The organism is Ascidiaceihabitans donghaensis (assembly GCF_900302465.1).
GTDB classification, from domain to species: domain Bacteria; phylum Pseudomonadota; class Alphaproteobacteria; order Rhodobacterales; family Rhodobacteraceae; genus Ascidiaceihabitans; species Ascidiaceihabitans donghaensis.
In genome coordinates, this window is record NZ_OMOR01000001.1 from 663,521 (window position 1) to 680,656 (window position 17,136).

Below are 17,136 nucleotides of genomic sequence, written 5' to 3' on the forward strand. Positions count from 1 at the left end.
GTGGCAATCCTTACAGCTTGGTGACGTCAATGTCGCGGGTGGGTGATAAGAACCAGTGGCCGCTTGGAAGCCAACGCTTATGGGTTGTTTTGGGTTTGACGTCGCGCACCCGCACAATGTTTGAACGTGTGGCTGTTGTGAAAGATTTTGCTAGGATATTTAACATCTGTTTTCTCCTGTGAGGTTTCTCTGTTCTTGCTATATTGGGCAATGCGGCACAGAATGCGATTCAATCGAAATTCACAAATGTAAGATGATCTAACATATGAAATGGCGTGACCTTCCCCCTTTGGCTGGAATTCGGGCTTTTGCCGCTTTTGTCCAAACCGGCGGGGTGGCGGAAGCCGGTGCCGCGCTGGGCGTTAGCCATGCAGCGGTGAGCCAACAATTAAAGGCGCTGGAAAAGCACCTTGGGGTGGCGCTTTTGGACAGATCTGGCCGCGCATTGTCTTTGACCGACGAAGGCCGGCATCTGGCTGATGCTGCATTGGAAGGCTTTGCCAAAATGGCTGATGCGGCCGCGCACATCACGGGGGCCAACGACGCGCGGCCTTTGCACCTGTCGGTTACACCATCGTTTGCGGCGTCATGGTTGATGCCGCGCTTGCCTGATTTCCGCGCACAGCATCCCGAAATCAATATTCTCGTGGACCCAAGCGCTGATTTGGTTCCGGTGTCACCGGATGGCGTGGATGTGGCAATCCGCTATGGCACAGGGCCGTGGCCTGGGCTTCATTCGGAAATATGGATGGAATGCCCGATGGTCATTGTGGCTTCGCCTGATTTGATAAAAGGGCACACAATCACGCAACCTTCTGACTTGAAAGAGGCCCCGTGGTTAGAAGAATTCGGGCGCTCCGAAGGGACAACTTGGTTGCAAAAACACGGGGTTGCCAGCGGGATCACGGGCAGTTTCATCCAAGTGCCGGGCAATCTGATGCTGGACGGTGCGCGTGATGGTCAAGGCGTGATCGTGACCGTAGAGTGTTTTGTTGAACGTGACCTGCAAGCGGGGCGTCTTGTGAAGCTGTTTGAAGAGGATCGCGACGGGGCAGGGTACCATATTGTGACCCATTCCGGTGTGCCGCGCCCGCCCTTGAAGGCTTTTGTCCATTGGTTGCGGCGCACGTTGCGCAAAGAAACCGACGCCTTAAGAAAAATGTGACTGGCACGCGGTATCAACCCTTGTGAGGGCATCGCTGTGAACGGATCGCTACGGTTTGACCCATGTCAAAGTCGGAGTTCGCCTGCCATGTCATACACAACACAAACATGCGCATTAGGAGCAAAGCCTTGAGCAGCACTGACCCGGCCCCGAGCCTTTATGTGGCTCGCGAACCGATTTTCCCAAAGCGGGTATCGGGCAAATTCCGCACGCTCAAATGGTACATTATGGGCATCACTTTGGGCATCTACTACCTGCTGCCGTGGATTCGTTGGGATCGCGGTGCGGATTTGCCCGATCAGGCCGTTTTGTTGGATCTGGCGGGGCGTCGTTTCTATTTTTTCTGGATCCAGATTTGGCCACACGAGTTCTACTTTGTCGCTGGATTGCTGATCATGGCAGGGTTGGGGTTATTCTTGTTCACCTCTGCCTTGGGACGCGTGTGGTGTGGATATGCTTGCCCGCAAACCGTCTGGACCGACCTATTTATCCTTGTGGAAAGATGGGTTGAAGGCGACCGCAACGCGCGGCTTCGCCTACACCGCCAAAAGAAATGGGATTTGCGCAAAGCGCGACTGAACCTGACGAAATGGTTTCTATGGCTGTTGATCGGGTTGGCCACCGGGGGGGCATGGGTTTTTTACTTTGCAGATGCGCCGACGCTGGCGCGCGATCTTGTGACATTTTCTGCGCATCCCGCCGCCTATTCCACAATTGCGATCCTGACCGCGACGACCTTTGTTTTTGGCGGCTTTGCGCGCGAACAGATTTGCAACTACGCCTGCCCGTGGCCGCGCATTCAAGCGGCGATGATGGACCCCGACACGTTGGTTGTGGGCTATCGCAAATGGCGGGGAGAGCCACGCAAGCATTCGGAGCTTGCAAAAACCGAACCGCAAGGGGACTGCATTGACTGTATGGCTTGCGTGAATGTTTGCCCTGCTGGCATCGACATCCGCGATGGCCAACAGCTTGAATGTATCACATGTGCGCTGTGTATCGATGCCTGCGACAACATCATGGACAAGATTGGCAAACCACGCGGATTGATCGATTACATGGCGTTGACGGACGAAGAGGCAGAACGCAACGGCGCGGCACCGCGCTCTGTTATCAAACACGTCTTGCGCCCTCGGGTATTGATGTATTCCGGCATGTGGGCCGCCGTAGGTTTCGCCCTTGTGTTTGCATTGTTCATTCGGTCCGATGTTGAGCTGACCGTTGCCCCTGTACGCAGCCCGACCTTCATCACCTTGTCGGATGGTTCAATCCGCAACACCTACGATGTGCGTTTGCGCAACAAGGATTTGCACCCTCAGACGTTCCGGATCAGCGTAAAGGGACACCCCAAATTTCGCGTCCAGATTGAAGGCACACCTTACGAATCTGTGGACGTTCCCGCCGATACAACCGTATTGAAAAGGGTGTACATCATCGCACCCAACGGGTCTGATCCTGTTGCGGCCCGCAGCACGGATGTGCGCATTTGGGTCGAAGCTTTGGGTGGGGGCGAACGGGCGTACAAAGACACCTCATTCACCGGAAAAGGAGATGGATCATGAGCGCACGCAAACTGACAGGATGGCATGTGTTTAGCATGTTCGCCGTTGGCTTCGGCATCATCATCACGGTCAATCTGACGCTGGCCTATAATGCAGTCAGCAGTTTTCCGGGGGTTGAGGTTAAAAACTCCTATGTTGCTTCCCAAAGCTTTGACGTGCGCCGCGATGCCCAGGAGTCACTGGGCTGGCAGGTCACAGCACATGCGCAGAACGGTGAAGTGCGATTGACCATTTCCGACGCAGACGGACAGCCTGTCAAAGCGCAACGCCTGTCCGCGACCCTTGGGCGTGCCACCCATGTTCAAAGTGACATGGTGCCGGATTTCCGGTTTGATGGGAAAGGATACACCGCGCAAGCCGATCTTGCGCCGGGCAATTGGAACATTCGAATGGTGGCGCAGGCAGCTGATGGAACGGCCTTTGAACAGCGCGTCATCTTGCATGTGAAAGGGTAAACCGATGGCTGAGGCAGTCAGGCCGATGGCGTGTCCTGGATGCGTGGCGGTGCCTGCGCAGATGCCTGTAGTTCGCCCAAAAGCCGGGGACATTTTGTTGTCCTTGCCTGCGATCCACTGCATGCGCTGTATCCGGTCTGCAGAAAGCGCTTTGAATGGGCATCCCGATGTGGAAATCGCGCGTGTGAACCTGACTTTAAAGCGTGCCACGATCACGCCCAAGACGGATGTCGGGGCCTCTGCCTTGGTGGATGCCTTGAACGCCGCAGGTATTGAGGCGCATGAACTGGATTCGGGCGCTGTTGCATCGACTGCAATGGACAAGGCAGGGCGCGAGCTGTTGATGCGTTTGGCCGTGGCAGGATTTGCGGCCATGAACGTCATGTTGTTGTCGGTTGCTGTGTGGTCAGGTGCGTCGGATGCGACGCGGGATCTGTTTCACTGGATTTCTGCGGCCATTACCTTGCCTGCGGTGCTCTTCGCGGGACAGCCATTTTACTCAAGCGCTTTCAGGGCGTTGCGGGCGCGGCGCCTGAATATGGATGTGCCCATTTCCTTGGCGATCCTGTTGGCGGTCGGGACATCTTTGTATGAAACGGCTTTGTCGGGGGAACATGCCTATTTCGATGCGGCGTTGACGCTTTGTTTTTTCCTGTTGGCCGGTCGTTATCTTGAATTTCGCACCCGTGCGGCAGCACGGTCAGCGGCGCAAGAACTGACAGCCCTGGAAGTGCCACGTGCTTTGTTGATGGTGGATGGCACACCGGTTGAAACGGATTTGGTGCAGATCAAGGTGGGCGATCTTGTTCTGGTGCGTCCGGGCGGCAGAATGCCTGTGGACGGTGTTGTGATCGAGGGGCAATCTGAGCTGGACCGGCACTTGGTCACAGGAGAAACAAACCCGGTTGTCGTGGCCGTCGGGGCCACGGTGCAAGCCGCCGAGATCAACATGACAGGCCCCTTGACGGTTCGGGCGACTGCAGTTGGTCAGGACACATCGCTGCACCAGATGGCAGAGCTTGTGGCCATCGCGGAAAGCGGACGGTCACGGTATACGGCGTTGGCGGACAAGGCGGCGGGGCTTTATGCACCGGGTGTTCACATCCTGTCGGCATTGGCATTTGCAGGGTGGTGGTTGGGGACAGGGGATTTGCGGCTTGCGCTGAATATTGCAGCGGCAGTTCTGATCATCACCTGCCCATGCGCGTTGGGGTTGGCTGTCCCCGCGGTCACAACCGCAGCGGCTGGTCGCTTGTTTCGTAAGGGGCTTTTGGTGAAAAGCCCAACGGCGATGGAACGCTTGGCGACGGTCGACACAGTTGTTTTCGACAAGACCGGCACATTGACCACAGGCCAACCACGCCTTTTGGGGTGGGACGCGTTGCCGCAAGGCATCCAAGCCGTTGCGTTGCGGTTGGCGGATGTCTCAGCCCACCCACTGTCGAAAGCCATTTCGGCGCAAAGCGGCGCAAGGGCGGATGTTGCGGACATTGTTGAACGGTCGGGCGAAGGCATTTCCGGTCTTTGGAATGGGGAAACCGTTCGGCTGGGGCGCGGTGATGTTTCATCGGACACGGCGCACACCACGTCGATATTGAAAGCAGGCGGGCGAAATTATAAATTGGCTTTCGAAGATGATCTACGGGCCGGTGCCAAGGATCTGATTGCAGCTTTGCAGCAGTCTGGTCTGGACGTGATTTTGCTGTCCGGGGATGCGCAAGGTCCGGTGGATGACGTGTCTGCACGTCTTGGTATCACCCAAGCCCACGCGCGCATGCGTCCCGAGCAAAAGTTTGACATGATCCGTGACCTGCAAGGGCAGGGTGCCCGCGTTCTGATGGTGGGGGACGGTTTGAACGACACCGTGGCTTTGACAGCGGCTGATGTGTCCATTTCGCCTGCAAGCGCTTTGGATGCGGCGCGATCAGCGTCGGATGTGGTGTTGTTGGGGCAAAGCCTTGCGCCTTTGGTAGAGGCCATCACAACGGCAAAAAACGCTACAAAACGTATTAAGGAAAATTTCCAGATCGCAACGATCTACAATATTTTAGCGGTGCCTTTGGCCGCAGCCGGATTTGCCACGCCTTTGATTGCAGCGTTGGCGATGTCCAGCTCGTCCATCACGGTGTCCTTGAACGCACTTCGGGTGCGGTCATGACGATCCTGACATATCTTATCCCGATTTCGCTGATCTTGGGTGGTATTGGATTGGCGGGGTTTGTTTATACCCTACGCAGTCGGCAATACGATGATCCGGAAGGCGACAGCCAACGCATTCTGGATGATCAGTGGGATGATCACCCAAAGCCCTGACGCTTAACTGGTGGGACCGTTAGGGTCAGGACCCATTAATTCTGCGCCGTCAGCGGCAATTTCACAAGATTTCAGTGGTTTGGGACGTGCCGCAAATAGTAGTTCTATTTGCAAGCGTTCCACGACGCTGAAATGAAGTGAAATCGTCGCCCTCTGGGTTTGACGGATTTTCCCGCTGACTGCGTCACATCTGTTTGAAATAGAACCACTATTCTTGCACAGATGCTTCTTGTCAGCGAAAAAATCTGTCAAACTGACGGCGCACAATTAATGGGTCCTGACCCTAGGACGGTCCAACCATAAAGCAGGTGGTGTTGCGCGATTTGAGACGTCGGCAGGCCAGATCGGCTTGTTCGCGCGACATCCCCAAAAAGTTCGCGTCAAAGCCCTGAGGGCGGCGCACGACCTTGCGCAAGGTGCCGTCCAAGGTCGACATCTCTGCCAGGGCGGTTTTCAACAGAACTTTTTCGGCTTTGTAGCGGCTTGTGTAGCGACCTACATTGATCCCCCAATGACGTCCCCCCGATGTGGACAGGCGCGTGACAACTTCGGGTTCGGGGATGGCACGTGCCAGCACCAGATTTGCTGGTCGCGCATTGGGGCGTGTGGTGACGACCTTTGCAGCAGGCGCGGGTTTAGGTGCTGCGACCGACTGTTGGGCGATTTGCAAAGCGTTTTGAATGTCATCCGGCAAGATCTCTGTGGTTGTGACCGCTGCCGCCAAAAGAACGGGGGCTTCTGCCGCGCCGGGCCGTGATTTGGGACGCAGGCTTTTCTTCACAGAACCGCTGACACGGATGGTTTTGCCCGCGCCTTTGGGCTTTTGCCCGTTGTCGGCAATGTAGGCAGGGGCCGCAGGTTTGCGTACGGGGGCGTTTGATGGCGCCCGACGAAAGCCCAAGTCCATCAGCTCTGCAATTTTTGCGTTGCGAGAGGCGGTGGATTTACCGCCAAAGACGGTGGCGATGATACGTTCGTTGCCGCGTTGTGCTGAGGATACCAGATTAAAGCCCGCGGCGCGTGTGTAGCCGGTTTTGATGCCGTCCGCGCCCCGATAGCTGGACAGGAAACGACGGTTGGTGTGGGCCACAGTACGCACTCCGGCGTCCGCTGTTTTGCGGGAAAACAGGTTGTAATACTGTGGGAAGTCATAAAGGACGTGGCGCCCCATGGTGGACATGTCACGTGCTGTCGACAAGTGCCCGCTTTGGGTCAGGCCGTGCGCATTTTTGAAGGTGGTACGTGTCATGCCAAGTTGTTTGGCGGTGCGGTTCATACGGCGAGCAAACCGCGCTTCTGATCCGGAAATGGCTTCGCCGATGGCAGTGGCTGCGTCGTTGGCGGATTTTACGGCAGCGGCGCGGATCAAGTACCGCAAGGCAATCCGCTGACCGGGCTTCAGGCCCAATTTAGAGGGTGGCTCAGCTGCGGCATTTTTGGAAATGGTCACTTTGGTATCAAGTGAGATTTCACCACGTTCAATGGCTTGGAATGCGATGTACAGCGTCATCATCTTTGTCAAAGACGCAGGATGCAACCGCGTGTCCGCGTTTCGGGCATGCAAGACTTCACCTGTGCGGGCATCCATAACGAATGCCGCATAGGGTGCCGCCATGGCGCTGAGCGGTAAGACCACCAGCATCCAGATTGCAGCGAATAGAAATAGCCCATTACGGGCCGGCGATATGTGCCGAACCTTCACGATGAAACTGCCTTTTTCTGCCTCTGGGTCACCAATTTTTTCGGCGTACCCTTATTTTTATGGGGAAAACGTAGCACAGTTCCCCATTCCGATAAACCCTTAGCAGTGCGTGATTAACCAGTTTTTTGCAGTGCAGAAATCCAACATGTAGCGTTGCATCACCCGCACACCGCTACACCCGCCATTGTGTCAAGAATGTGGCACACAGGGCCATGCGATCAGCCCCTCTGCGTGCCGCGTCTCCTCCGGGATATTTGAGGAAAAGACGTCTCGTTGGGTCACCCTGTTTTGCTGAGGTCAGATAGCAGGTCCGGTAGTTGTCCTAGGTCGTCGATTTTGCGAAAGCGGGGGTGGTCGGTTGGTTCCTCCGCATGCTCGATGTCCCAAGACAGGTCGTGCGGCACGAAGACCCCCCATCCCCCGGCATCGATCATCGGGCGGACATCGGACTTCATGGAATTGCCAATCATCATGCCCCGCGCCGCGCCATCGCCCGCTGCGTCAAAAATACGGGTGTATGTTTTTGCCACTTTGTCAGAGACGATTTCGACACCATCAAACAAATCGCCAAGCCCCGATTGTGCCACTTTGCGTTCTTGGTGCAACAAATCCCCTTTGGTGATGATCAACACACGCCCGAACACTTTGGCGATTTCCACCGCCTCGCGGGCATGTGGCAGCAATTCTATGGGGTGCGCCAGCATATCTTTACCAGTCTCGACCAGATCGCGAATAACGTGTTGCGGGACCCGCCCGTCGGTGATGTCCAGCGCCGTTTCGATCATAGACAATACAAAACCCTTGATCCCGAAACCGTAGTGCAGGATGTTTCGCCGCTCTGCTTCCAGAAGGCGCCCCATCAGATCGGGCCCCTCGACATAGTCTGCCAAAAGCGATGCAAAGTGGTCTTGGGTCAGTTTGAAAAACCGTTCATTGTGCCACAGGGTGTCGTCTGCGTCGAAGGCAATTGTCGTGATGCTGTGCGTCATGAAATGGTCTGGCCCCTTTTCTCGCGCCTCAAGCACGTTATATAACGCATCCTAGTACACTAAGTAGATTCTCTGACACCAGATAGAACGGGGCGGTCATGCACTTTGATGCGACGATGATGGCAAATTCTTCGGATGATGATGGCGATACATCTGTCATCACCGAGACCAAGCCGAAGACCAAGCGCCCACCGCTGTATAAGGTGATGTTGCTGAACGACGACTATACGCCGATGGAGTTTGTCGTTCACATTCTGGAACGCTTCTTTGGTCTGAACCATGCCCAAGCTTTTGAAATTATGCTGGTCGTGCATAAAAAGGGGCTGGCTGTTGTAGGTGTGTTCAGCCATGAGATTGCCGAAACCAAGGTCGGTCAGGTCATGGATTTTGCGCGGCGGCATCAGCATCCACTGCAATGCACTATGGAAAAAGAAGAATAATCACATGTTAGGTGCGCGTTTGCCTTTGGCCTTGCACGGGGGGGGCGGTTTGGCCGTGCCTGATGTGGGCCGTATCGCGGTGTTCCATCCCGCAGAGGGCGCGGATTTGGGCGCTTTGGATCAGCGCCGTGTGCATATTATCCAGCCTTCAAAGCCAATGTATGATGCTTTTGATGCTGCGGGATATGGCTGCGGCGTCGCGTGCGAAGACCGCTATGTGGCAAGCATTGTATGTTTGCCGCGTGCCAAGGCCGAAGCCTATGCATTGATCGCGCAGGCCGCTGCCGTCACGGATGGGCCAGTGATTGTGGACGGTCAAAAAACTGACGGTGCGGACGCGGTTTTAAAAGCTTTGCGCAAACGCGGTGATGTCAGCGGGCCCATCAACAAGGCGCACGGTAAGCTTTACTGGATGAACACGGCACCAGACCTGACCGATTGGGCGGCGGGTCCTGCGTTGACGGAGGGTGGTTTTTGGACCGCGCCGGGGGTGTTTTCCGCAGACGGTGTGGATGTGGCGTCGGCGATGCTGGCGGACGCCTTGCCGCAGAAGCTTGGGAAGACTGTTGTCGATCTTGGCGCCGGCTGGGGGTTTTTGTCGGCCCATATCCTGACACGTGATGCTGTGGATGCGGTGCATCTGGTGGAAGCCAATCACATGGCGCTGGAATGTGCGAAACGCAATGTTACGGACCCGCGTGCCCGCTATCATTGGGCAGATGCGACTACTTGGGCGGCACAAGACCGTGTGGATGCCGTTGTCATGAACCCGCCATTTCACACCGGGCGCGCAGCTGACCCTGCGTTGGGTCGTGCCTTTATTGCAGCGGCGGCGCGGATGCTTGCCCCTTCGGGCAGTCTTTGGATGGTGGCCAACCGGCATCTGCCTTATGAAGACAGCCTGTCAGATCATTTTGTGAAAATCGTTGATTTGGGCGGCGATGCACGGTTCAAATTGGTGCACGCGCTGCGCCCGAAGAAAAAACGCAGCTAAAACGCTGTTCATCCGGACCCGATAAAGGACAATCTGCATGTCATTTAGCATTCAAGGTAAGACTGTGATCGTGACCGGGGCCGCCAATGGCATTGGCCTGTCGATTGCCCGTGATTTTGCGGATCGCGGGGCCAATGTTGTCTGTGCCGACATGGACGAAGCGCGTTTGAAGGCAGAGTTGGGCGAAGCGCTGGACGAAGGCAATATGCGCTACTTTGCCGGTGACTTGCGGCAACGACTGACCATCGCCAATCTGATTTCCGCCACCATTGACGCCTTTGATCGTGTGGATGTGCTGGTGAATGCATCCCGTCAGGTCATGACGACCGATCCCATGGATGTCGAAGACGATTCTGTGTCTGTTTTGTTAGAGCAAAACATGATGACGGCCCTGCGTTTGACCCAGCAAGTGGCCAAACGCATGATCAAGCAATCGGACGGGGAAAACGATCGGCCCGCTGGCGCCATCGTCAATCTGTCGTCTATTGCGGCGCATCGGTCCCAGCCTCAGTTGATGGGGTATTCGATTGCCTCTGCTGCAATGGAACAGATGACGCGGTCTATGGCATTGTCGCTGGCCCCGCATCGTATCCGCGTGAATGCGGTAGCCTTTGGATCGGTGATGTCGGCGTCTTTGAAGTCTTCTGTGATGGAGCATCATGAATGGCGCGAAGATATCGAAGACCACACGCCCCTTGGTCGGATTGCCAGCCCTGGCGAATTGGTGGATGCGGTGCAGTTCTTGTGCTCTGACGGGTCGGGCTTCATGACAGGCGAAACCGTCACGGTGGACGGCGGCCGCAGCCTTCTTGATCCTGTGGCAGCACCTGCACACTAAACCTTTTCATCGGCCTGTTTTCTGGTTTAGAAAAGTGTCAACCAAACAAGACACTTTCAAGATATTTTCGGAGCTTTCCATGACTGACACGTTTGATTCCCAAAAGGTGCGCGCTGCTGACTGGTTTCGCGATTTGCGTAACCAGATTGTTGCCGCGTTCGAAGATCTGGAAGCGTCCCATTCCGAAGGCCCATTGGCAGATGCCGACCCCGGTACATTTGAAGTGACCGAAACCAAACGGACATCCGACGATGGCAGTGATGCTGGTGGTGGCCTTATGAGCGTCATGCGCGGGGGCCGCGTGTTCGAAAAGGTCGGCGTCAATATCTCGACTGTTTATGGCACTTTGGGTGAACGTGCCCAAAATGCAATGGCGGCCCGAAAGGGCATTCCCGGCATGAAAGACGATCCGCGCTTTTGGGCGTCGGGGATTTCATTGGTGGCCCATATGCAAAACCCCCATGCGCCTGCCGTTCATATGAACACGCGCATGTTCTGGACGCCTCATGCCTGGTGGTTCGGCGGCGGGTCTGATCTGAACCCGTGCATTGAGTACCCCGAAGACACGGCACATTTTCATGACCAGCAAAAGGCGCATTTGGACCCCCACGGTGCTGATCTTTATCCCCGCCTGAAAGAGTGGGCGGACGAATATTTTTACATTCCCCACCGCCACCGCGCCCGTGGCGTGGGCGGCATATTTATGGATGATCATTGCACTGGCGATTGGGATGCAGATTTGGCGCTAACCCAAGACATTGGCCGTGCCTTTCTGCCGGCATACTTGCCTTTGGTCGAAAAACGCCGTGTTCAGGATTGGTCAGAAGCCGACAAAGACGCGCAGTTGGTTCATCGTGGGCTCTATGCTGAATACAATCTGGTTTATGATCGCGGCACAAAGTTTGGTCTTGAAACAGGCCACGACGCAAACGCGGTTTTGATGAGCTTACCGCCGTTGGCAAAGTGGATTTAAGCCCGGTTGGTCTGGTGATGTGGCGCGCTTGAGCATGCGCTCAAGACGCCCCACCCACCATCCCGCTATTTGGTGTGTGTTGTGCGTGGCGGCACCTGCCTGATTTGCATCCCGTGTTTCTGGTCTGCTGAATACCCCAGCTTTTCGTAAAACCCTTTGGCCCCGGTATCGCGTCCCGTCATCAGCATGATTTTATAGGCATTGGCCTGCCAGGCTTGCTTGTGCAGATGCGCCATCACGCCTCGCATGTGGCCTTTTCCGCGATGGTCTGGATGCGTCACCACATTTTCGATCACCCCGTATGGGCGCCCGCTTTGGGTCATATTTGGCATAAGGTGTAGTGTTGCCATTGCAATCAGGTCACCACCGGCATGTGCCCCTGCTATGAAGGTGCCGGGGTGATCTATCAGCGTTGCAAATGCAGTCGGTGCTGCGATGTCGGGCATAAGATGGGCCAGCAAGGCGCAGGCATTTTCCGCATCCTCAGACGTCAGGAAACGGGTCAAGTGCGTCCCCAGCCTGCCTCTGCGAGAGCCGCCGCATAGCTGGGTGCCGTTTTCATTCGGTGCCCCAAGCCCTTTCGCAACAAAGCTGTGTGCATCTTTGGCAACTGCCAGCATGGGACGTGCATGATCATGTGGTGTTCCAGATGATAATTCACCCAATAGGGGGCAACCAATGCCCGTTCAATCCAGTTGGCATGGGTTGTTCGCACGTTTTGAAACGGATCATCGGACGTCTCTGTGGCGGCATGTTCTGCGATGTTGCGCACCCGCAAAACGAATTGGAACCACGTCAGATAGGGAAGCACCCAAAAGACCAGCCCGTACCACCACGCGCCTGCAAGGCTCATAAGCAACGCGACACTTGAAAACATCACCAACGACTTGACGAGGTCCGTTGATTTGAATGCCTGCGCAGCGTCGGTTTTGGCGGCATCCATGGCTTCATCGTCCCCGGCAAGCCGCACATGGGTCATGATCTGTGCCATCAGCAACTTCACACCCGTCTGGCCGGTCAGGTCCCGAATAAACTTGCGTTTGATCGAAGCGTGACTGGCGGGAAATTTGGCAGATAGCGCCAGGTCGGGGTCTTTGTCGGTTTGGGTGAACCTATGGTGAGTCAGGTGATAGTGACGATAGGCGAACATCTCTGCCATGATCGGGCGTCCGCATATCCATTCGCCTGCAAATTCGTTCCAACGGCGGGTTTTGAACAAGGCGACATGTGCCGCTTCGTGCATCAAAATGGCAAGTCCCAACTGGCGTGAGCCAATGATGATAACGGCCAAAATACCAGTCAGCACGTTGGGGAACACGGCAAAAACCGCAACAGCGCCAAAGATCACGCCCCAGCAATGCAGGACCAGCCACAGTCCCATTCCATCGGATCGTGCAGCCAAAGGGCGGATTTCATCGCTGCTTAGATATGCTTTTCCAGGTGTCATACGATCAGCGTTTCAGATGGACCCACGATCCGTCAAGGCAAATGCCAAGTGACGCTGCGCGGGTTCTGCCGACCAATTACCGGTTAATGCCAGTCGAAAAAGCCGTCGCCTGCACGGTCCAGAAGCTCTTCCGCCAATGCAATTCCCATTTTTTCACCGCTGTCGATGGGGCCAATACGCTCACCGCCGATGGCCTCTGTTCCATCAGGGCGCAGGACTTCGCCGCGCAAACGCAGTTGATCGCCTTCCAGCACCGCAAGGCCTGCAATGGGGGTTTCGCAGGACCCGTCCAGACGTTTCAGAAACGCCCGTTCTGCAGCCAATCGTTGACCCGTTGGCGTATGGTGCAGGGCGGCCAGCATGTGCTCCATTCGTGGATCGTCCAAGCGGCGTTCAATTCCGATGGCGCCCTGAGCGATTGCCGGCAACATATCGCTGGTTTCAACAGGGGTTGCTGGCACCTCGTCCATACTCAGGCGGTTTAGTCCCGCGCAGGCCAGAAAAGTGCATTCCGCCACACCATCCGCCAATTTCTTCAACCGTGTTTGCACGTTGCCGCGAAACTCGACAACATTCAGGTCCGGGCGGCGGTTCAACAGTTGTGCCTTGCGGCGCAGACTGGACGTGCCAACGACAGCGCCTGCGGCCAGTTCGGAAATGCCATTGAGAGTGGGGGAAATAAAGGCATCGCGCACATCTTCACGCGGCAAGTACGTGTCCAGCAATAGCCCGTCGGGTTGGATGGTGGGCATATCTTTCATGGAATGGACGGCGATGTCGATTTTGCCTGCCAACAAATCTTCTTCGATCTCGCGCGTGAACAGACCCTTGCCGCCGATCTCCTTCAAAGCGCGGTCCTGAATCATGTCCCCTGTCACTTTGATGATCACGATTTCGAAAGCCTCCTGCGGCAAATCGAACGCATCCATTAGCCTGCTGCGGGTTTCATAGGCCTGCGCCAATGCCAGCGGAGAGCCGCGTGTGCCAATGTTTAAAGGGGAGGCGGGGGTCGGAAGATGCACAGTCATATGTCGCAGCCTAATTGTGTCAACTTAGATTGACAACTGGTGATGTGTTGACAACAAAGGGTCAAGCGTTATCGACAAGATGCTACGGAAACGAAGGATAAGACAATGGCCCCCACCAAAACTATTTTGCGCGCTCTGGCTGGTGAGACATTGCCGACGCCACCGATCTGGATGATGCGTCAGGCGGGGCGCTATCTGCCCGAGTACAAAGCGACGCGTGCACAGGCCGGGGATTTCTTGTCGCTTTGTTACAATCCAGATTTGGCCGCCGAAGTTACTTTGCAACCTATCCGGCGCTATGGGTTCGACGCGGCTATTCTCTTTGCGGACATTTTGTTGATTCCCCAGGCGCTTGGCGCGGATCTATGGTTTGTGACAGGCGAAGGGCCACGATTGTCGACCATCACCTCCCAAGCAGATTTGGATAAATTGGGTTCGGTGGACAACATCCATGAAACTCTGAATCCCATTTACGAGACAGTGAAAATACTGTCGCGTGCACTGCCGTCTGACACGACGTTGATCGGCTTTGCAGGTGCGCCTTGGACTGTTGCAACATACATGATTGCCGGGCGTGGCACACCGGATCAAGGTCCGGCACATGCGCTGATGCAAAACGATGTTGCTGTCTTCGAGGCGTTGCTGGACAAGATCACCGAAGCAACCGTTCATTATTTGCTGGCGCAGATTGAAGCCGGCGCTGAAGTTGTGAAAATCTTCGACAGTTGGGCTGGGTCCCTAAAAGGGGATGCGTTCAAGAAGTATTCTCTTGAACCTGCACGTAAAATCACCGCGGCCCTTAAAGCCAAGTACCCAGACATCCCCGTCATCGGGTTTCCGCGCGAAGCAGGTGATGGATACATCGGGTTTGCCAAAGCGACTGGTGTGGATTGTGTGGCGCTGGACAATTCTGTGTCTGCAGACTGGGGGGCTGCGCATGTGCAGGTCGACGGCTGTGTACAAGGCAACCTGGCATCGTCCCATATGGTCACTGGCGGACAGGCGCTGGTGGATGAAACGAAGGCCATTGTTAAGGCGTTTTCGAAGGGGCCGCACATCTTCAATCTGGGTCACGGCATCACGCCAGACGCCGATCCAGACAATGTTCAGCGCATGATTGACGCTGTGCGGGAAAATTGAAGTGATTTGAGGGTTGACGACTGCGCCCTTGTCTCATAATTCACGGCCCGAAGGCGCGGTAGCTCAGTTGGTTAGAGCGATCGACTCATAATCGATAGGTCGGGAGTTCAAGTCTCCCCCACGCCACCACTTTCCTCTTACTGACTACTTTGTGAAATGATGCCCATTTGAGGGGACGACACGTGCGTTCGGTCTGTATCTCGCACCAATGTCCAAACTTCTCGTGCCGTTGGTCTTCTTTTCGCTAAAAATATCTCGGGGGTTTGGGGGCAGAGCCCCCATGCAACTTAGACCAATGGCACATCACCAACGTTCAAAGGCTGCTTGTAGCCGCGCTGAAACCCCGGCCGGGCGGCCAGTTCCAAGTACCAGCGTCTAACATGCTGGAACGCATTCAGATCTATTTGATGCCACTCAAAACGTGATGCCCATGGCCAAATGGCAAAATCCGCAATGCTAAGGGTGTCAATAATGTAGGGGGATTGCGCAAGGTGACGGTCCAGAACGCCGTACAGGCGTTTGGCTTCTGAATGAAAACGCTGTTCCGAATATTCGGACGTGCCGGCGTTGTATTTTAGGAAATGATGCGCCTGACCCAGCATCGGGCCAAACCCGCCCATTTGCCACATCAACCACTGCATCATCTTCCAGTATTGCTCACTTCCATAGTCTGGCATGAACTTGCCTGACTTTTGTGCCAGATACAGCAATATTGCCCCGCTTTCAAAAAGGGTGACATCACCGTCGACGATGGCAGGGATGCGATTGTTGGGGCTGATTTTCAGAAAGGATGGCGCAAACTGCTCGTCCTTGCCGATGTTCACGGGCACTGATTCGTAGGAAAGTCCCATTTCTTCCAAAGCGATTGATACTTTGCGACCGTTCGGGGTGGTCCAACTGTACAGTTTGATCATGAAGTGTGTCTCCCTTTGCGGGCAGGGTGTGATGGTTTACACAAAGGGTCAAGCAACAGGAGCATCACTATGTCGATAACACGCCAGCACACAAATCAGCGCATGAGCCAGATCGTTACGCACAACGGGGTCGTCTACTTGTCAGGGCAGGTCGGCACCCTGGACGACAGCGTTGCGGATCAAACGCAGCAATGTCTGGACAAGGTGGATGTATTGCTGGCCGAAGCGGGCACATCCAAAAGCAACATCTTGCAAACGACAATTTGGCTGGCTGACATGGGGGACTTCGAGGCGATGAACGAGGTCTGGGATGCTTGGGTGCCAAAAGGGCATGCCCCCGCGCGCGCCTGCGGCGAAGCGAAACTGGCGCGACCTGGTTTTTTGGTTGAGATATTGGTTATCGCTGCGCTGTAGGGGCCTGATCCTAAGGGCTAATTACACCGCAGAGTTGATGCGTTGTCTGTGCGGTGTCACGCTGTGCAGCGGCCCATCGGCGCTTTGGATGGCATGACGACGCAAAAGTTCCAGATAAAAGCGGAATTCCTCAGTATCCAGATGCAGTTGTTTCAAACGTGTTTCCAGCGACACTTTTGAACCATCGGGCAGGGCACTTTCAGTTAACGCGCTGATGATGTTCAGGATGGGGCTGGAGATGTCCAGAAACAGGGCTGTCTCCGCCACACGTTTTTGATCTTCTAATGCAGAATCAAACCCAAAACGTGCAGTGAATGCATTTTGGAAATGACCAATAAAATGCGCAAACCGAATAATGACATTGCGCATCCCTTCTGATGACTGCGTCACCAGCATACGCAATCTGCCCAAGATAAGCCCCTGTGTTTCAATGATTTTATCTGGAATGGAAAACACCATGTTTTCTTGATTGATGCGGGATAAAAGCGTCGTAATGGTTTCAACAAGAACGCTGTTAAACACATCTTCGATACGTTCGTTTTGCTTGAAGGACACCCGGTGGTTGAACTGTTTTGCGTTCACATCGACTGCGCGTACAACGTATTGCTGTGTGGCAATGTCTTCGATGAGAGTGATCGCAAATGAGCTGGATTGAGCTAAAGCCGTCACGTGTTACATCCCCTTTTCCGTAAGTCTTTTTTCCAAATGAATGTTAACAAAAAGTTACCGACCGCACGGGAAAGGTGTGTTTTTTAACGCACA

The 17,136-nt window shown here is 55.1% G+C and carries 19 protein-coding genes and 1 tRNA gene; 12 read left to right on the forward strand and 8 right to left on the reverse strand.

Going from position 1 to position 17,136, the window contains the following annotated elements:
• Nucleotides 1–10: 10 nt before the first annotated feature.
• Nucleotides 11–166 (reverse strand): hypothetical protein, encoded by a 156-nt coding sequence (locus ASD8599_RS20230; RefSeq protein WP_181364396.1) that lies wholly within the window; start codon nucleotides 164–166, stop codon nucleotides 11–13.
• A 99-nt stretch (nucleotides 167–265) separates the two neighbouring features.
• Between ASD8599_RS20230 and ASD8599_RS03270 the strand changes: the two genes are divergently transcribed.
• The 5 genes from ASD8599_RS03270 to ccoS all read left to right on the forward strand — a co-directional run bounded on the left by ASD8599_RS03270 (nucleotide 266) and on the right by ccoS (nucleotide 5,495).
• Nucleotides 266–1,165 carry a LysR family transcriptional regulator gene (locus ASD8599_RS03270; protein ID WP_108827210.1) on the forward strand — a complete coding sequence of 300 codons (900 nt, stop codon included), beginning with the start codon at nucleotides 266–268 and terminating at the stop codon, nucleotides 1,163–1,165.
• Nucleotides 1,166–1,272: 107 nt separating this feature from the next.
• Nucleotides 1,273–2,727: a cytochrome c oxidase accessory protein CcoG gene (gene ccoG, locus ASD8599_RS03275; RefSeq protein ID WP_181364541.1), complete on the forward strand. Its 1,455-nt coding sequence runs from the start codon at nucleotides 1,273–1,275 to the stop codon at nucleotides 2,725–2,727.
• Nucleotides 2,724–3,182, forward strand: a complete 459-nt coding sequence (locus ASD8599_RS03280; protein WP_108827212.1) for a FixH family protein — start codon at nucleotides 2,724–2,726, stop codon at nucleotides 3,180–3,182. Before ccoG ends, ASD8599_RS03280 begins: the two co-directional genes overlap by 4 nt.
• A gap of 4 nt (nucleotides 3,183–3,186) precedes the next feature.
• Entirely contained in the window at nucleotides 3,187–5,340 is a 2,154-nt protein-coding gene (locus tag ASD8599_RS03285) for a heavy metal translocating P-type ATPase (protein WP_108827213.1), read from the forward strand.
• Complete coding sequence (gene ccoS / locus ASD8599_RS03290; RefSeq protein WP_108827214.1) at nucleotides 5,337–5,495, forward strand: cbb3-type cytochrome oxidase assembly protein CcoS; 159 nt, start codon at nucleotides 5,337–5,339, stop codon at nucleotides 5,493–5,495. Before ASD8599_RS03285 ends, ccoS begins: the two co-directional genes overlap by 4 nt.
• Nucleotides 5,496–5,778: 283 nt before the next feature.
• Here the strand turns inward: ccoS and ASD8599_RS03295 are convergent, their stop codons facing one another.
• Both ASD8599_RS03295 and ASD8599_RS03300 read right to left on the reverse strand, forming a co-directional pair.
• Nucleotides 5,779–7,137 (reverse strand): D-alanyl-D-alanine carboxypeptidase family protein, encoded by a 1,359-nt coding sequence (locus ASD8599_RS03295; RefSeq protein WP_245925912.1) that lies wholly within the window; start codon nucleotides 7,135–7,137, stop codon nucleotides 5,779–5,781.
• 338 nt (nucleotides 7,138–7,475) lie between these two features.
• Entirely contained in the window at nucleotides 7,476–8,186 is a 711-nt protein-coding gene (locus ASD8599_RS03300; RefSeq protein ID WP_108827215.1) for an HAD family hydrolase, read from the reverse strand.
• 98 nt (nucleotides 8,187–8,284) lie between these two features.
• Here ASD8599_RS03300 and clpS point away from each other — a divergent pair, with 98 nt between their 5' ends.
• The 4 genes from clpS to hemF all read left to right on the forward strand — a co-directional run bounded on the left by clpS (nucleotide 8,285) and on the right by hemF (nucleotide 11,431).
• Nucleotides 8,285–8,626: an ATP-dependent Clp protease adapter ClpS gene (clpS, locus tag ASD8599_RS03305; protein ID WP_108827216.1), complete on the forward strand. Its 342-nt coding sequence runs from the start codon at nucleotides 8,285–8,287 to the stop codon at nucleotides 8,624–8,626.
• Nucleotides 8,627–8,630: 4 nt separating this feature from the next.
• Entirely contained in the window at nucleotides 8,631–9,620 is a 990-nt protein-coding gene (locus tag ASD8599_RS03310) for a class I SAM-dependent methyltransferase (protein WP_108827217.1), read from the forward strand.
• A gap of 37 nt (nucleotides 9,621–9,657) precedes the next feature.
• Nucleotides 9,658–10,458 (forward strand): SDR family NAD(P)-dependent oxidoreductase, encoded by an 801-nt coding sequence (locus ASD8599_RS03315; RefSeq protein ID WP_108827218.1) that lies wholly within the window; start codon nucleotides 9,658–9,660, stop codon nucleotides 10,456–10,458.
• 79 nt (nucleotides 10,459–10,537) lie between these two features.
• On the forward strand, nucleotides 10,538–11,431 hold the full coding sequence (gene hemF, locus ASD8599_RS03320; RefSeq protein WP_108827219.1) for an oxygen-dependent coproporphyrinogen oxidase: 894 nt from the start codon (nucleotides 10,538–10,540) through the stop codon (nucleotides 11,429–11,431).
• A 65-nt stretch (nucleotides 11,432–11,496) separates the two neighbouring features.
• Here the strand turns inward: hemF and ASD8599_RS03325 are convergent, their stop codons facing one another.
• The 3 genes from ASD8599_RS03325 to hemC all read right to left on the reverse strand — a co-directional run bounded on the left by ASD8599_RS03325 (nucleotide 11,497) and on the right by hemC (nucleotide 13,906).
• On the reverse strand, nucleotides 11,497–11,937 hold the full coding sequence (locus ASD8599_RS03325) for a GNAT family N-acetyltransferase (RefSeq protein WP_219928850.1): 441 nt from the start codon (nucleotides 11,935–11,937) through the stop codon (nucleotides 11,497–11,499).
• Nucleotides 11,934–12,878 (reverse strand): fatty acid desaturase family protein, encoded by a 945-nt coding sequence (locus ASD8599_RS03330; RefSeq protein ID WP_108827220.1) that lies wholly within the window; start codon nucleotides 12,876–12,878, stop codon nucleotides 11,934–11,936. Before ASD8599_RS03330 ends, ASD8599_RS03325 begins: the two co-directional genes overlap by 4 nt.
• An 83-nt stretch (nucleotides 12,879–12,961) precedes the next feature.
• On the reverse strand, nucleotides 12,962–13,906 hold the full coding sequence (gene hemC, locus ASD8599_RS03335; protein ID WP_108827221.1) for a hydroxymethylbilane synthase: 945 nt from the start codon (nucleotides 13,904–13,906) through the stop codon (nucleotides 12,962–12,964).
• A gap of 105 nt (nucleotides 13,907–14,011) precedes the next feature.
• Here hemC and hemE point away from each other — a divergent pair, with 105 nt between their 5' ends.
• Entirely contained in the window at nucleotides 14,012–15,046 is a 1,035-nt protein-coding gene (hemE, locus tag ASD8599_RS03340) for a uroporphyrinogen decarboxylase (RefSeq protein WP_108827222.1), read from the forward strand.
• Nucleotides 15,047–15,098: 52 nt separating this feature from the next.
• A tRNA-Met gene (locus tag ASD8599_RS03345) sits at nucleotides 15,099–15,175 on the forward strand.
• A 158-nt stretch (nucleotides 15,176–15,333) separates the two neighbouring features.
• On the opposite strand, the gene ASD8599_RS03350 is transcribed toward ASD8599_RS03345, so the two are convergent.
• Nucleotides 15,334–15,960, reverse strand: a complete 627-nt coding sequence (locus tag ASD8599_RS03350; RefSeq protein WP_108827223.1) for a glutathione S-transferase family protein — start codon at nucleotides 15,958–15,960, stop codon at nucleotides 15,334–15,336.
• A 69-nt stretch (nucleotides 15,961–16,029) separates the two neighbouring features.
• Here ASD8599_RS03350 and ASD8599_RS03355 point away from each other — a divergent pair, with 69 nt between their 5' ends.
• A complete protein-coding gene (locus ASD8599_RS03355; RefSeq protein WP_108827224.1) occupies nucleotides 16,030–16,374 on the forward strand; it encodes a RidA family protein in 345 nt (114 codons plus the stop codon).
• 21 nt (nucleotides 16,375–16,395) lie between these two features.
• Here the strand turns inward: ASD8599_RS03355 and ASD8599_RS03360 are convergent, their stop codons facing one another.
• Nucleotides 16,396–17,043, reverse strand: coding sequence for a hypothetical protein (locus tag ASD8599_RS03360; RefSeq protein ID WP_108827225.1), 648 nt, complete (start codon nucleotides 17,041–17,043; stop codon nucleotides 16,396–16,398).
• Nucleotides 17,044–17,136 lie beyond the last annotated feature (93 nt).

Excerpts from the sequence above, each read along its gene's own strand:
- ccoG (WP_181364541.1), top strand. The coding sequence starts at position 1,273 with ATGCGCATTAGGAGCAAAGCCTTGAGCAGCACTGACCCGGCCCCGAGC.
- ASD8599_RS03315 (WP_108827218.1), top strand. The coding sequence starts at position 9,658 with ATGTCATTTAGCATTCAAGGTAAGACTGTGATCGTGACCGGGGCCGCC.
- ASD8599_RS03270 (WP_108827210.1), top strand. The coding sequence starts at position 266 with ATGAAATGGCGTGACCTTCCCCCTTTGGCTGGAATTCGGGCTTTTGCC.
- ASD8599_RS03280 (WP_108827212.1), top strand. The coding sequence starts at position 2,724 with ATGAGCGCACGCAAACTGACAGGATGGCATGTGTTTAGCATGTTCGCC.
- ASD8599_RS03295 (WP_245925912.1), bottom strand. The coding sequence starts at position 7,137 with ATGCTGGTGGTCTTACCGCTCAGCGCCATGGCGGCACCCTATGCGGCA.
- ASD8599_RS03310 (WP_108827217.1), top strand. The coding sequence starts at position 8,631 with ATGTTAGGTGCGCGTTTGCCTTTGGCCTTGCACGGGGGGGGCGGTTTG.
- hemE (WP_108827222.1), top strand. The coding sequence starts at position 14,012 with ATGGCCCCCACCAAAACTATTTTGCGCGCTCTGGCTGGTGAGACATTG.
- ASD8599_RS03330 (WP_108827220.1), bottom strand. The coding sequence starts at position 12,878 with ATGACACCTGGAAAAGCATATCTAAGCAGCGATGAAATCCGCCCTTTG.
- ASD8599_RS20230 (WP_181364396.1), bottom strand. The coding sequence starts at position 166 with ATGTTAAATATCCTAGCAAAATCTTTCACAACAGCCACACGTTCAAAC.
- ASD8599_RS03355 (WP_108827224.1), top strand. The coding sequence starts at position 16,030 with ATGTCGATAACACGCCAGCACACAAATCAGCGCATGAGCCAGATCGTT.
- ASD8599_RS03350 (WP_108827223.1), bottom strand. The coding sequence starts at position 15,960 with ATGATCAAACTGTACAGTTGGACCACCCCGAACGGTCGCAAAGTATCA.
- ccoS (WP_108827214.1), top strand. The coding sequence starts at position 5,337 with ATGACGATCCTGACATATCTTATCCCGATTTCGCTGATCTTGGGTGGT.
- hemF (WP_108827219.1), top strand. The coding sequence starts at position 10,538 with ATGACTGACACGTTTGATTCCCAAAAGGTGCGCGCTGCTGACTGGTTT.
- ASD8599_RS03300 (WP_108827215.1), bottom strand. The coding sequence starts at position 8,186 with ATGACGCACAGCATCACGACAATTGCCTTCGACGCAGACGACACCCTG.
- clpS (WP_108827216.1), top strand. The coding sequence starts at position 8,285 with ATGCACTTTGATGCGACGATGATGGCAAATTCTTCGGATGATGATGGC.
- hemC (WP_108827221.1), bottom strand. The coding sequence starts at position 13,906 with ATGACTGTGCATCTTCCGACCCCCGCCTCCCCTTTAAACATTGGCACA.
- ASD8599_RS03285 (WP_108827213.1), top strand. The coding sequence starts at position 3,187 with ATGGCTGAGGCAGTCAGGCCGATGGCGTGTCCTGGATGCGTGGCGGTG.